Source organism: Bacillus sp. z33, assembly GCF_058313615.1.
Genome location: NZ_JBZFQN010000003.1, coordinates 16,274 through 29,800, shown reverse-complemented (window position 1 = coordinate 29,800; position 13,527 = coordinate 16,274). Strand labels below are relative to the sequence as shown.

The following is a 13,527-nucleotide window of genomic DNA, read 5'->3' as shown; positions in this document are numbered from 1 at the left end:
AAAATCCCAGATATAGGCAATCTTGTATACTAAAAAGGATTAGACTCATATCTAATCCTGAAATGTTTTATATTAAATCCAGAGCACAAGTGATTCATTTAGTAAAAGGCTGACAAACATTTTGTCTGTCAGCCAGTTTTTTATATACCGTATGGGTTGCGAATGATATTCGTTTGATTGCGATCTGGTCCTACCGAAAAGATCGATAATGGAATACCGGATAATTGGGATACCCTTTCTAAATAGGTCCTTGCATTAGCTGGCAGCTCAGACAATGTCTTCACTCCCGTGATATCTTCTGTCCAACCTGGAAGCTCTTCATAGATTGGTTCACATTCTGCCAATACTTTAAGACTCGCTGGGAATTCCTCCATTACTTTTCCCTTGTGTCGATAAGCAACACATATTTTTAATGTCTCGATGCCTGTTAAAACATCAATTGAGTTAAGAGATAGATCTGTGATTCCACTGACACGGCGTGCATGGCGAACTACCACACTATCAAACCAGCCTACCCTTCTTGGACGGCCCGTAGTAGTGCCATACTCTCTTCCCACTTCACGAATTTGATTGCCGATTTCGTCATCAAGTTCAGTTGGGAATGGTCCATCTCCTACACGTGTTGTGTATGCTTTACACACACCCACCACATGATTAATTTTAGATGGCCCGACTCCGGAACCGATTGTAACGCCACCTGCAACTGGGTTGGATGATGTTACAAATGGATAAGTACCTTGATCAATATCAAGCATTACCCCTTGTGCACCTTCAAATAAAACACGGCGTCCTTCATCTAAAGCATCATTTAATACAACAGAGGTATCACATACATATTGTTTAATTTGCTGACCATATTCATAATATTCTTCAAAGAAATCATCCATCGTAAAGCCTTCTGTTTCATAGAAAAGTTCCAGCATTCTGTTTTTCTCTTCCAGATTTCTTTTCAGTTTCTCTTCGAATACTTCTTTATCTAATAAATCGGCAATTCGGATTCCGATACGTGCCGCTTTATCCATATAAGCTGGTCCAATACCCTTTTTAGTAGTACCTATTTTATTATTTCCTTTTCTCTCTTCTTCTACCTCATCCAGTTTCAGATGATACGGAAGAATTACATGAGCTCTGTTGCTGATACGTAAATTATCTGTGGACACTCCGCGATCGTGCAGATAAGATAGCTCTTTAATAAGTGCTTTTGGATCAACGACCATACCATTACCGATTACAGATATTTTATCCTTATAGAAAATACCTGAGGGAATCAAATGGAGTTTATATGTTTCACCATTAAATTTTATTGTATGTCCTGCATTATTTCCGCCTTGATATCTGGCAATCACTTCTGCATTTTCTGAAAGGAAATCAGTAATCTTTCCTTTACCTTCGTCTCCCCATTGTGTACCTACTACTACGACTGAAGACATTCTGTACACCTCCACTAATTTACCAACATCTTGCATTTGGATTACAAACAAATTAAGTGTATCAATTATAACCGGTAATTTCAAGTTAAACACGAACATTTATATAATAGTTCCAATATATGTTCGTGTATAGGAAAATAAATAAGCCCACCAATTTAAGGTGGGTCTTTTACATATTATGCTCCAGACGGGATAGCATCATCCTGGAATCTTCGTTCTAAGTTGACGAACTTATTATATTCTTTTACGAATGCCAGCTGAACCGTTCCAACTGGGCCATTCCTCTGTTTCGCAATGATGATTTCGATCACATTCTGGTTTTCTGTTTCTTTATCATAGTAGTCTTCCCTGTAGAGGAAAGCTACAATATCAGCATCTTGCTCAATACTTCCTGACTCACGAATATCGGACATCATCGGACGCTTATCCTGACGCTGCTCAACACCCCGGGAAAGCTGAGAAAGGGCAATCACTGGAACCTCAAGCTCCCTTGCAAGAGCTTTAAGGGAACGGGAGATTTCCGAAACTTCCTGCTGTCTGTTTTCTCCTGATCTTCCATTTCCCTGAATAAGCTGGAGATAATCAATCAAAATCATGCCAAGGCCATGTTCTTGTTTTAAACGCCGGCATTTTGAGCGAATCTCACTAATTCTGATACCTGGAGTATCATCAATATAAATTCCTGTATTTGATAAGCTACCCATCGCTAACGTCAATTTGCGCCAGTCTTCATCTGTCAGGGAACCTGTTCTGAGGTTTTGAGCATTAATATTGCCCTCCGCACAAAGCATACGCATAACCAATTGCTCTGCACCCATCTCCAAGCTGAAAATCGCTACATTTTCATCAGTTTTTGTAGCGACATTTTGGGCAATATTAAGGGCAAATGCTGTCTTACCAACTGAGGGACGGGCTGCTACGATAATCAGATCATTTCGCTGAAAGCCTGCCGTCATTCGATCTAAATCACTAAAGCCTGTAGGGATTCCGGTCACATCCCCAACGCGGTTATGCAGCAATTCAATATTATCGTAAGTACGAACTAAAACGTCCTTAATATTATGGAAGGCCCCTGCATTTTTACGAGAGGCAACCTCCATGATACTTTTTTCCGCTTCACCCAAAAGATTTTCCACTTCATCTTCACGGGAATACCCATCCTGCACAATGCCGGTTGCTGTATTAATTAATCTCCGCAAGACCGACTTTTCTTCAACAATTCGGGCATAATACTCTATATTGGCAGCTGTAGGTACAGATGCAGCCAATTCAGTTAAGTAGGGAACTCCCCCAACCTCTTCAAGTTGCTTTGTTGCACTTAGTTCCTCTGTTACTGTAAGTAAATCAACAGCTTTTCCTTTATCATTTAGCTTCAACATAACAAGGAAGATTTTTTGATGTGCACTTCTATAAAAATCCTCTGGGATTAAAATCTCAGAAGCAAGTATTAAAGAGGAAGGCACAAGAAAAATTGCTCCTAAAACCGCTTGTTCCGCCTCAACATTTTGCGGTGGAACCAAATCAGTAAAGAGCTCATTCATTCGGCAAACCCCCTTTATATAGTTAAACGTAATCGTGTATTTATCTCATCAAATAGAATGGATTGCTCTTCTATTGTATATGGAAATGATGAGAATAGGTATAGGAAATTTTTTTCCGTCCATATTTGTAAGTTCTATCTTACTAAAAAAAAGTGATGAAATCAGCTAGAAAGCCTTTCATCACTTTTTTAATAAAATTATTTCCCGAGAAATATTCTTCTATTGTTCTTTTACATGGACATTTAATGTTGCAGTTACCTCATGATGGAGCTTAACTGGAACCTTTGTGTAACCAAGTGAACGAATCGCATCCTCTAACTCAATCTTGCGTTTATCAATTTTATGCTTATGTTGTTTTTCCAATTCATCAGCGATTTGTTTGCTGGTGATTGAACCAAATATTCTGCCGCCCTCACCAGTTTTAACCTTCAAATCAATTGTAAGCTTTTCTAATTGCACTTTTAATTTTTTTGCATTCTCTAATTCTTCAGCTGCCAGTTGCTTCTCTTTATTTTTCTGATTTTCCAAGGTTTTTATACTGCCACCAGTTGCTTCTACTGCTAATCCTTGTTTCAAAAGGAAATTATGTGCATATCCATCTGCGACATTTTTAATTTCACCTTTTTTGCCTTTTCCTTTAACATCTTTTAAAAATATTACTCTCATGTACTTGTGCCTCCTTCATATAGCTCATCAATAGCATTTTTTAGCATTTCTTCTGCTTTTTCTATTGATTTTTCATCCAGTTGCGTTGCCGCATTTGTTAAATGCCCTCCGCCTCCTAAGCGTTCCATAATGACTTGAACATTTATGTCACCGAGAGACCTTGCACTGATACCAATGGTTGTTTCTGATTTTTTTGATAAAACAAATGATGCAATTACTCCATCCATTGTTAACAATGTATCGGCAGCCTGGGCAATTAAAACCTGATCTGCAAAGTCATCAATCTCACCATGGGCGATGGCAATCCCATCACGATACAAATAAACATCTTCTATCAGCTTCGCACGTTTCAAGTAAGTCGCCACATCTTCTTTAAGGAGCTTTTGCACCAGAACTGTATCCGCACCATGTCCTCTTAAAAATGAAGCTGCATCGAACGTTCTGGAACCTGTTCTAAAGGTAAAAGATTTTGTGTCTACTATGATACCTGCCAGCAAAGCGGTTGCTTCCAGCATACCCACCCTTACGCGCTTCGGCTGATACTCAATTAGCTCGGTTACTAATTCAGCTGTTGATGATGCGTATGGCTCCATATAAACAAGGAGAGAGTTATCAATAAACTCTTCACCGCGTCTATGATGGTCAATCACGACAATTTTTTCTGTTCGAGAGACCAGTCTTTCCTCAATAACCATGCTTGGTTTATGTGTATCTACGATAACCAGTAATGTTTTGTCGGTTACTAACTCAACACCACTTTCAGGCGAGATGAACCTGGAATCTAATTCAGGCTTTTGCTTCACTTCAGAAAGAAGTCGTTTAACACTGGAGTCCAGCTCATTTCTATCAAGAATAATATAACCTTCACGATTATTCATTTCAGCAATTTTCAATATCCCCAATGAAGATCCAATAGCATCCATATCAGGGAATTTATGACCCATGATAATAACTTTATCACTATCAGCAATTAAATCCCGCAATGCATGTGAGATAACTCGTGCACGTACCCTTGTTCGTTTCTCCATAGGGTTTGTTTTTCCGCCATAGAATTTTACCTTACCATTCGGAAGCTTTATAGCAACCTGATCTCCGCCTCTTCCCAAGGCCAGATCCAAGCTTGATTGAGCGATGCTTCCAAGATCAGGTAGAGCAGAAACTCCACTGCCCACTCCAATACTGAGTGTTAAAGGTACGTTTTGTTTGGCTGTCGTTTCTCGCACATCATCTAATATGGAGAACTTTGTTTTTTCCAATTGATCCAGTATGCTTTCACTAAAAATAGCAATAAAGCGATCAGATGAAATTCTCTTTAAAAATACTCCATAATCTTTAGCCCAATTATTTAATAAAGAGGTTACAAAACTATTTAAGCTGCTTTTACGTTGGTCATCCATTCCTTGTGTCACATCATCATAATTATCCAAATAAATAATACCGATAACGGTTCGTTCCTCTTCGTACATTTTTTCAATTTCTGTTTGTTCCGTAACGTCAAAGAAATATAATAATCTCTCCTCCGGTTTATGAACGATTCGAAAATTGCGGGTATAAATTGCTATAATATCTTCGCTTTCTTCTCTTTTCACCAAAGGTATCAAAGATTCAGCAACCTCAGATAAATCCTTACCAACCAGTGTATCTTCCTGTAGGCATCTTGCCAAATAGGGGTTGGTCCATTCAATTACATATTCCTCATTGAAAAGTAGAATACCTATTGGCATTTCTAAAAGAGCTTCTTCCCCTACTTTTTTTAATCGATAGGAGAGAGTGGAAATATAGATTTCCGTTTCTCTTTGTATCCCAAATTCGATTTTTAATATTAGAAAGAAAAACAAGCCAAAAAGCAAAGAAGCTACTATCGCAAATACCCAATTATAATAAGCAAGAACTCCGATAATCACTAAAGATACAACCAATAATGCATAGATGGGATAACGGATCACTTGCCTGTTTAAATAAGATGGCATAGATTCAGCTCCTAAACAAAGTGGATCAATTTATGTATTACTTATCATTATACTTGATAAAACTCCATTATGACCAACATGGTAATAAATTACCTTCACGCAGCGAAGAATTAATACCCTTCATTGTATCTGTTTAAAACTAAAAATAAAAATAAAGAATATTATATAGTATAAATAATATGATAGACAAAAAACAAGACACTCAATTCAAAGTATTTACTATTTTTAAATAGTATTCAAAAATAATGTTTACCTTTTTGAACTTTCCCTCTTAATTATAGGATCTTTATTTTCATTTTCATTCCCTAAATACAATTAAAAAACGGAAAGGAGTATCCTTTCCGTTTCTTGTTTGTAAAATCTTATTTTTCCTCTGCTACGAATGGTAGAAGAGCCATAGTACGAGCACGTTTGATTGCGATAGTCAATCTACGTTGGTACTTAGCGCTTGTTCCAGTTACACGACGTGGAAGAATTTTTCCACGCTCAGAGATAAACTTTTTAAGAAGATCTACATCTTTATAGTCGATGTGCGTAATGCCGTTTGCTGTGAAATAACAAACTTTACGGCGTTTTGCACGTCCGCCTCTGCGTCCGCCTGCCATATTATTCACTCCTTTTCATTATATATATTTTTTTCCGTTCGAATTATCAATGTTAGAATGGAAGGTCATCATCCGAAATATCAATGGTTTGTCCATTACTGCTGAATGGATCATCATCTATTTTCGTATAATTACTATCCTTCCGTTGATTCTGGTTTTGGTTGTTATTCCCCTGGCCAAATGGATTAGTATCATTACCACCATATTGGCTTCCGCTGCTTTTTTCGCCAGAAGATGCACCTTTGGGCTCTAGGAATTGTACGCTTTCTGCCAACACTTCTGTTACATATACACGTTTTCCATCCTGACCTTCATAATTACGAGTTTGAATACGTCCATCCACTCCAGCAAGATTACCCTTTTTCAGAAAATTAGCTGCATTTTCCGCTTGGCGTCGCCAAACTACACAGTTAATAAAATCTGTTTCCCGTTCACCTTGTTGGTTAGAAAATGGACGATTTACTGCTAATGTAAAGGTTGCAACAGGAACACCGTTTGGAGTATAGCGGAGATCAGGATCCTTCGTTAAACGACCTACCAAAATGACACGGTTTATCAACAGAATCAACTCCTAATATTAGAAAATTGTTCCATGTGAAACAATTTATGTTCAATCAATCTTACTCTTCTTCTTTAACTACAATATGACGGATGATATCTTCACTGATTTTAGCAAGACGGTCAAATTCTTGAACAGCCTCAGCATTTTCAGCTTGGATTTTGTTAATTGTGTAATATCCATCACGGAAATCATTGATTTCATAAGCAAGACGGCGTTTTCCCCAGTCTTTTGTTTCAAGAACTTCAGCACCTTTGTTAGCTAAAATTCCATTAAAACGCTCAACTACAGCTTTTTTGCTATCTTCCTCAATGTTTGGACGGATGATATACATAATTTCGTATTTTGTCATCACTGTCACCTCCTTTTGGTCTAAACGGCCCTAATGGGCAAGGAGCAATTATTTACAATTACTCACAAGTAAAAAGTATATCATATATCTGATAAATTTGCAATAACAGTTAAAGGACCAGTTTGATAACCGGTCCTCTTGGTTTATACATTAAAACGGAAGTGAATAATATCTCCATCCTTCACTTCATATTCTTTTCCTTCTAGTCTAACTTTCCCTGCTTCTTTCGCAGCATTCATTGAACCGGCTGCCATTAGATCATCATATGATACAATTTCTGCTCGAATAAATCCGCGTTCAAAGTCAGAGTGAATAATTCCGGCACACTGTGGAGCCTTCATCCCTTTTCGGAAAGTCCATGCGCGCACCTCTTGTACACCCGCCGTAAAATAAGTCGCCAACCCAAGCAAATGATAGGAAGTGCGAATCAACTGATCCAATCCAGACTCTTCTATACCAAGTTCTTCAAGGAACATTGCTTTTTCCTCTCCATCGAGCTCTGCAATTTCAGATTCAATTTTGGCACAAATCACGATTACTTCAGCATTTTCAGAAGCTGCAAATTCACGTACCTGACGCACATATTCATTATCAGAAGCATCAGCTATTTCATCTTCATCAACATTAGCAACATATAAAACTGGTTTGATAGTGAGGAGATGCAATCCTTTCACTATTTTCAGCTGTTCATCGGTGAATTCTACTGCCCTCGCCGGTTTTTCCGCTTCAAATGCTTCTTTCAGTAAGGAAAGAACTTCATATTCAACAACGGCTTCTTTATCTTTTTGTTTTGCTAATTTCCCAACACGATCGATTCGTTTCTCAACTGTCTCCATATCTGCTAGAATTAATTCCAAATTAATGGTTTCAATATCATCAATTGGATTCACTTTACCTGAAACATGGGTAATATTCTCATCAGCAAAACATCTTACTACATGGCATATCGCATCTACCTGTCGGATATGGGAAAGGAATTTGTTCCCCAACCCTTCACCTTTACTTGCCCCTTTTACAATACCTGCAATATCCGTAAATTCAAAAGCAGTCGGAACTGTTTTTTTAGGAACTACAAGTTCCGTCAGCTTTTGTAATCTATAATCCGGTACCTCAACAATCCCTACATTGGGATCAATTGTACAAAATGGATAGTTGGCGGATTCTGCTCCTGCCTGAGTTATTGCATTAAAGAGAGTAGACTTTCCTACGTTAGGCAATCCTACTATTCCGGCTGTTAATGCCACATCATTCACTCCTTATGTGAAAACATTTTAAATGTATATATAAATAGATTATATGTGATAAACCTTTACCAATTATAGTGACAAGTCTTCTAAAAGACAAGCCGCTCTTGTTCATTTAAGTACATGCATGACCCTTTATATGATAGCATACTCGCTGCATAATAAGCTTACTCAATTTAGGCTTCGTGTTTCTCCACTATCTTTTTCATCTTCCTGACAAAATCTTTGCGAGGCAACATGACACTGTGGCCACACCCTTCGCACTTTATCCGGACATCCATACCCAACCTAATAATTTTCCAGCGGTTAACACCACATGGATGAGGTTTTTTCATTTCAACTATATCATTTATTTCAAAATCCTTATCATCCATAGCTCCTAATCCTCCAATATCTAAACTTTACCCATTATACCAATGAATTATATCAGCATATAGCCAGACCTCCAATTAAAACCAAAAACCAGAATGACCCTCCTTTTTCTTTACCTTTCCTCTTATGATTTCACGATCTAGCTTTTACAATAAACTTCCCATCTTCAACCATCAGCATCTTGTTATAATACAAGGAATTGCAACTGGGAATTAAAAAATTTGAAAACAATAACTGTGGAGTTTTACTTCTGATAGAGATACATTTATCCGATCATGAATAAGATGATGTGATTGAATAAATTATCTTAATATAATTTATTCAATCATAATCATTCAATATACCTGCTTACATCATTTATCACAATGTTTTCTTATTCCAATCTGTTGGGTATACAAATGATAAATCAATCGTGTGATATAGCATTTTATAAAATAGTTAAATCAGTACTTTAAAGTGTGCATTTATAGAAGGATTCAATCTTATCCCTTCACAGTTTAAAAAGGGCATAGGATTTGTAATCATGCCATTTATTCTAAAGTTAAGTGTATAAAAATCCCTTTTTTTCCGTATACTGATAGTACTTTTGCAGAGGAGTGGTAATTATGAACATGAGGCCTTCTTTTTTTGACCAACGCAACACAGCAAATCGAATATCTTATGAGGAAGAGAATGCCCACCATGTTATTTCTAGAGAATTACTAACGATCCTCCCTACTCATAAAGTACGTCCTATTGTAATAGTTTGTATTGGTACTGACCGTTCAACTGGGGATTCACTTGGTCCCTTAATTGGAACATTGATAAGTGAAAAAACGCTGCCCAACTTTTATGTATATGGTACTTTAGAGGACCCAATCCATGCTGTTAATTTAAAGGGAAAGCTCGATTACATTCACAGTACACATGAAGATCCATTTATTATTGGGATAGATGCTTGTCTTGGCAGAGTTAAAAGTGTAGGTATCATCCAGGTTGGTAAAGGGCCCGTAAAGCCTGGTGCCGGTGTAAATAAAGAATTGCCCGATGTAGGAGAAGCCCATATTACTGGAATTGTGAACGTTAGTGGATTTATGGAATATTTTGTTTTACAGAATACCCGATTAAATCTGGTTTTAAAAATGGCTAAAGCAATTACTAAAGGTATCTATTTAGCTGGATTAGCCTATAATCATGCCAATCCTTTAACTACTACCTTTAATTGGAGTTTCGATGAGGAAAAAATACATGATAATCTATAGTTATAAATAAAAAACCATTTTAAATGGTTTTTTATTTATCTAAAATTTCCAGGAGTCTTTCCAAATCTTCCTGAGAGAAAAATTCTATTTCTATTTTCCCTCTCTTTTTATTCTGTTTTATGGTTACAGAAGTTCCAAATCGTTCCCTTAAAAGATTTTCTCTTTCTTGGATAAAGATATCCTTGGAAGGCACTCGCTTTGTTTCACGTGGAACACTCGCATTTAGGTTTTGAATAATCCCCTCTAGTTGCCTGACATTGAGATTATCCTTGATTACTTTATCCGCTAAAGGGTTAATTTCCTTTTTAGCTTTCAAACCGAGCAACGCTCTTCCGTGTCCCATTGATAATTTACCTTGAGAAATATAATCCTGTATCTGTACAGGTAAAGATAAAAGACGAATATGATTGGCTATATGAGGACGACTTTTCCCCATTCTCTTTGCCAATTCTTCTTGTGTGATATCAAGATTTCTCAATAAGGACTGATAAGCAGCCCCCTCCTCCACTGGATTTAAATCCTCTCTTTGAAGGTTTTCCAGTAGAGCCAGTTCCATCATCTGCCGATCATCAAATTGACGAACTACAGCAGGGACGGATTTTAATTTTGCTTCTTTTGCTGCACGAAAGCGCCTTTCCCCTGCAACAATCTCATATCCCTTTATACTGCTTTTTCGCACAATAAGAGGCTGAAGAATTCCGTGTTGTAAAATTGAATTTTTCAGTTCCTCAATAGCTTCAGGCTGGAAGGATTTTCTCGGTTGGTATGGATTTGGCCGCAAACTTTTAATCGAAATTTCTTGCACTATTTCTTCTTTGCTGACTTCCATATTAGTAATAAGGGCATCAAGGCCTTTTCCCAGTCCTTTACCCATTCGCAACCACTTCCTTTGCCAAATCTATATATACTTCCGCTCCGCGTGACTTAGGATCATAAATAATAATCGGTTCACCATGACTTGGTGCTTCACTTAAACGTACGGTACGCGGGATGATTGTCTTATATACTTTATCCTGGAAGTACTTCTTAACCTCTTCAATGACTTGTATACCCAGATTTGTACGAGCATCAAGCATCGTTAATAGTACTCCCTCTATTTTTAAATCATGGTTCAAATGTTTCTGAACTAATCTAACTGTATTAAGTAATTGACTGAGGCCTTCAAGGGCGTAGTATTCACATTGCACAGGTATAAGTACAGCATCAGATGCTGTCAGGGAATTGAGAGTCAATAAACCTAAAGATGGAGGACAATCAATAATAATATAATCATACTGATCAGTAACTGCTTCTAACGCTCTTTTCAGGCGTACTTCTCTGGATATTGTAGGCACCAATTCTATCTCAGCACCTGCAAGTTGAATAGTAGCTGGTATGACATCTAAGTTTTCAACTTTTGTTGCCTTAATAACGTCAGCAACCTCAACATCATCGATAAGCACATCATAAATGCATTGTTCTACATCAGCTTTCTCAATCCCTACTCCGCTGGTCGCGTTTCCTTGTGGGTCAACATCGACTAGCAAAACTTTCTTTCCTATGTACGCCAAGCAGGCCCCCAAATTGACGGAAGTTGTTGTTTTACCAACTCCTCCTTTTTGGTTTGCAATAGATATTACTTTTCCCATGTTGTCACCTGCCTCACTTTACATTCAGACTTATAACGTTTCTATTTTAACATGTTTCTTTTTTTCAAAGTTCATATATTTAAAATATTGTAGAGAAAATATCGATTCATGTAAAAATAAAGGTAATTATAAAAAAATGGCAACCTACTGGATTGCCAATTTACTAATAAATGAATCTATTATTTATTTTTTTTAGGAATGCGGATGGTAATTTGATAAAAATCATCAAATTCCGCTTCTTCTGAGTCTAAATTAATTCCATTATCCTTTACCATGCTCATAGATTGGCGGATGGTATTCACCGCTATTCTCATATCCTTACTGAATGCTTTTCGGATCGCACGCGGCTTTTTGTCTTCATCTGCTGAGAGCAGTTTGCTGACCCGTTCTTCTGTCTGTTTCACATTCAGCCCTTTCTCAATGATCTCTTCAACAAGCTTTGATTGTTTTTCAGAATCTTTCAAAGGAATTAAGGAACGTGCATGTCTCTCTGTAATTGTCTTTTGCATGACCGCGTTCTGAACCACCTGCGGTAATTTTAATAACCTAATTTTATTAGCAACCGTAGATTGGCCTATTCCAAGCCTGTTTGCCAAGCCTTCCTGGGTCAATTGATGTAATTCAATCAACTTGCTATAGGCTACAGCTTCTTCAATAGGTGATAATTCTTCACGTTGAAGGTTCTCAATTAATGCTACGGAAGCTGTTTCAGTATCTGAGAGATTATTAATAATGGCCGGAATCTTATCCCAACCCAATTTACTTATAGCCCTGTATCGGCGCTCACCAGCAATAATTTCGAATTGGCCATTATGAATCTCCCTGACTACAATCGGCTGTATAATGCCGTGTGTCTCTATAGTCAGAGCAAGTTCTTCAATTTTTTCATCATCGAAAATGCTTCTTGGTTGAAAACGATTTGGAACGATTGAAGAAATTGGTAATTTATGGATTTCGTCGCGGTTTATTTCTTCCTTTACTAACGCAATTTCTGATTCCCTGTCTACATTTTCTTCTTTATCTCCAAGTCCAAAAAAACGTGAAAAAGGATGTTTTGTCATCCCTACACCACCTTTAAAAAACTTCCAACTAGCTTAATATATTGGAAAAAATCATAGAAATATGAATTCCAACTGTCTCATTATTTGGTAATGACTATCTTTATTATACCGTCTTTTAGAATATCCGTCTCAATAAAGTTTATTCTAATGGTTGCTTATTCGGTGTTCCTGGTTTACGTGGATATTTTTTTGGTGTGTCCTTTACTTTGTCTATCAAAATAATATGACGTTGACTATCTTCCTTAGGCAGTTGGAAATAGAAGTCTTTATTCATTTTACCACCTAGAATGGTCAAAGCTTTTTTACCTGCCAATACTTCATCATCAGCACCTGCCCCTTTTAAGGCGATGAATTTTCCTCCTTTTTTTACTAAAGGAAGGCATAGCTCACTCAATACGGATAATCTGGCAACCGCTCTGGCTGTAACAAAATCGTATTTTTCACGGTGTTCTGCTAATTTCCCGAATGTCTCTGCGCGATCATGATATAGACTTACATCCTGTAGATTCAATTCATCTGTTAACGTTTTTAAGAAATTAATTCGTTTGTTTAGAGAATCTACAATTGATAATTTAATGGATGGGAAGCATATTTTTAACGGTATGCTTGGGAATCCCGCTCCAGCTCCAACATCACATAAAGATAGATCCTGATTAAAATCAATAAAGAATGATGGCGAAATTGAATCATAGAAATGTTTTAAATAAACTTCTTCTTTATCTGTAATAGCTGTCAGGTTAACTTTTTCATTCCATTCTACCAACAGTTTAAAATATGTTTCGAATTGCTCAAGCTGAGAAGGAGAAAGAGCAATCCCCTTCTCCTCCAATGCATTTTTAAATTCAGATATATTCATGT

The 13,527-nt window shown here is 37.2% G+C and carries 14 protein-coding genes; 1 reads left to right on the top strand and 13 read right to left on the bottom strand.

The genetic code is table 11. The annotated features are described in order from the left end of the window. Window positions 1-140 precede the first annotated feature (140 nt). The 9 genes from AC4G3L_RS12020 to AC4G3L_RS11980 form a co-directional block, all read right to left on the bottom strand. Window positions 141-1,430 carry an adenylosuccinate synthase gene (locus AC4G3L_RS12020; protein ID WP_491077225.1) on the bottom strand — a complete coding sequence of 430 codons (1,290 nt, stop codon included), beginning with the start codon at window positions 1,428-1,430 and terminating at the stop codon, window positions 141-143. Between the two features lie 176 nt (window positions 1,431-1,606). Next, window positions 1,607-2,971, bottom strand: coding sequence for a replicative DNA helicase (dnaB, locus tag AC4G3L_RS12015; RefSeq protein WP_491077224.1), 1,365 nt, complete (start codon window positions 2,969-2,971; stop codon window positions 1,607-1,609). 219 nt (window positions 2,972-3,190) lie between these two features. Then, window positions 3,191-3,637 (bottom strand): 50S ribosomal protein L9, encoded by a 447-nt coding sequence (gene rplI, locus AC4G3L_RS12010; RefSeq protein ID WP_491077223.1) that lies wholly within the window; start codon window positions 3,635-3,637, stop codon window positions 3,191-3,193. Next, window positions 3,634-5,607 carry a DHH family phosphoesterase gene (locus AC4G3L_RS12005; protein WP_491077222.1) on the bottom strand — a complete coding sequence of 658 codons (1,974 nt, stop codon included), beginning with the start codon at window positions 5,605-5,607 and terminating at the stop codon, window positions 3,634-3,636. Before AC4G3L_RS12005 ends, rplI begins: the two co-directional genes overlap by 4 nt. Window positions 5,608-5,969: 362 nt before the next feature. Further along, complete coding sequence (rpsR, locus tag AC4G3L_RS12000; protein ID WP_066109691.1) at window positions 5,970-6,212, bottom strand: 30S ribosomal protein S18; 243 nt, start codon at window positions 6,210-6,212, stop codon at window positions 5,970-5,972. 52 nt (window positions 6,213-6,264) lie between these two features. After that, entirely contained in the window at window positions 6,265-6,771 is a 507-nt protein-coding gene (gene ssb, locus AC4G3L_RS11995; RefSeq protein WP_491077221.1) for a single-stranded DNA-binding protein, read from the bottom strand. Window positions 6,772-6,832: 61 nt separating this feature from the next. After that, window positions 6,833-7,123, bottom strand: coding sequence for a 30S ribosomal protein S6 (gene rpsF, locus AC4G3L_RS11990; protein ID WP_491077220.1), 291 nt, complete (start codon window positions 7,121-7,123; stop codon window positions 6,833-6,835). A 143-nt stretch (window positions 7,124-7,266) separates the two neighbouring features. Continuing rightward, window positions 7,267-8,367: a redox-regulated ATPase YchF gene (ychF, locus tag AC4G3L_RS11985; protein WP_491077219.1), complete on the bottom strand. Its 1,101-nt coding sequence runs from the start codon at window positions 8,365-8,367 to the stop codon at window positions 7,267-7,269. A gap of 176 nt (window positions 8,368-8,543) precedes the next feature. Then, a complete protein-coding gene (locus AC4G3L_RS11980; protein WP_491077218.1) occupies window positions 8,544-8,741 on the bottom strand; it encodes a DUF951 domain-containing protein in 198 nt (65 codons plus the stop codon). Between the two features lie 603 nt (window positions 8,742-9,344). Here AC4G3L_RS11980 and yyaC point away from each other — a divergent pair. Next, window positions 9,345-9,980: a spore protease YyaC gene (gene yyaC / locus AC4G3L_RS11975; protein WP_491077217.1), complete on the top strand. Its 636-nt coding sequence runs from the start codon at window positions 9,345-9,347 to the stop codon at window positions 9,978-9,980. 31 nt (window positions 9,981-10,011) lie between these two features. Here the strand turns inward: yyaC and AC4G3L_RS11970 are convergent, their stop codons facing one another. From AC4G3L_RS11970 to rsmG, 4 genes are all read right to left on the bottom strand, one after another. Continuing rightward, entirely contained in the window at window positions 10,012-10,854 is an 843-nt protein-coding gene (locus AC4G3L_RS11970; protein ID WP_491077216.1) for a ParB/RepB/Spo0J family partition protein, read from the bottom strand. Further along, a complete protein-coding gene (locus AC4G3L_RS11965) occupies window positions 10,847-11,608 on the bottom strand; it encodes a ParA family protein (protein ID WP_491077215.1) in 762 nt (253 codons plus the stop codon). The genes AC4G3L_RS11970 and AC4G3L_RS11965 overlap by 8 nt, the downstream gene beginning before the upstream one ends. Before the next feature lie 179 nt (window positions 11,609-11,787). Then, complete coding sequence (gene noc, locus AC4G3L_RS11960; protein ID WP_491077214.1) at window positions 11,788-12,669, bottom strand: nucleoid occlusion protein; 882 nt, start codon at window positions 12,667-12,669, stop codon at window positions 11,788-11,790. A gap of 139 nt (window positions 12,670-12,808) precedes the next feature. Further along, the gene (gene rsmG, locus AC4G3L_RS11955; protein WP_491077213.1) at window positions 12,809-13,525 is read right to left on the bottom strand and encodes a 16S rRNA (guanine(527)-N(7))-methyltransferase RsmG; all 717 of its coding nucleotides are present in this window, start codon (window positions 13,523-13,525) and stop codon (window positions 12,809-12,811) included. Between the last annotated feature and the right edge of the window lie 2 nt (window positions 13,526-13,527).

What these genes read in the sequence shown, in the direction of transcription:
- yyaC (WP_491077217.1), top strand. Translation starts at nt 9,345, where the DNA reads ATGAACATGAGGCCTTCTTTTTTTGACCAACGCAACACAGCAAATCGA.
- AC4G3L_RS12020 (WP_491077225.1), bottom strand. Translation starts at nt 1,430, where the DNA reads ATGTCTTCAGTCGTAGTAGTAGGTACACAATGGGGAGACGAAGGTAAA.
- AC4G3L_RS11970 (WP_491077216.1), bottom strand. Translation starts at nt 10,854, where the DNA reads ATGGGTAAAGGACTGGGAAAAGGCCTTGATGCCCTTATTACTAATATG.
- dnaB (WP_491077224.1), bottom strand. Translation starts at nt 2,971, where the DNA reads ATGAATGAGCTCTTTACTGATTTGGTTCCACCGCAAAATGTTGAGGCG.
- AC4G3L_RS11980 (WP_491077218.1), bottom strand. Translation starts at nt 8,741, where the DNA reads ATGGATGATAAGGATTTTGAAATAAATGATATAGTTGAAATGAAAAAA.
- rpsF (WP_491077220.1), bottom strand. Translation starts at nt 7,123, where the DNA reads ATGACAAAATACGAAATTATGTATATCATCCGTCCAAACATTGAGGAA.
- AC4G3L_RS12005 (WP_491077222.1), bottom strand. Translation starts at nt 5,607, where the DNA reads ATGCCATCTTATTTAAACAGGCAAGTGATCCGTTATCCCATCTATGCA.
- rpsR (WP_066109691.1), bottom strand. Translation starts at nt 6,212, where the DNA reads ATGGCAGGCGGACGCAGAGGCGGACGTGCAAAACGCCGTAAAGTTTGT.
- noc (WP_491077214.1), bottom strand. Translation starts at nt 12,669, where the DNA reads ATGACAAAACATCCTTTTTCACGTTTTTTTGGACTTGGAGATAAAGAA.
- rplI (WP_491077223.1), bottom strand. Translation starts at nt 3,637, where the DNA reads ATGAGAGTAATATTTTTAAAAGATGTTAAAGGAAAAGGCAAAAAAGGT.
- AC4G3L_RS11965 (WP_491077215.1), bottom strand. Translation starts at nt 11,608, where the DNA reads ATGGGAAAAGTAATATCTATTGCAAACCAAAAAGGAGGAGTTGGTAAA.
- rsmG (WP_491077213.1), bottom strand. Translation starts at nt 13,525, where the DNA reads ATGAATATATCTGAATTTAAAAATGCATTGGAGGAGAAGGGGATTGCT.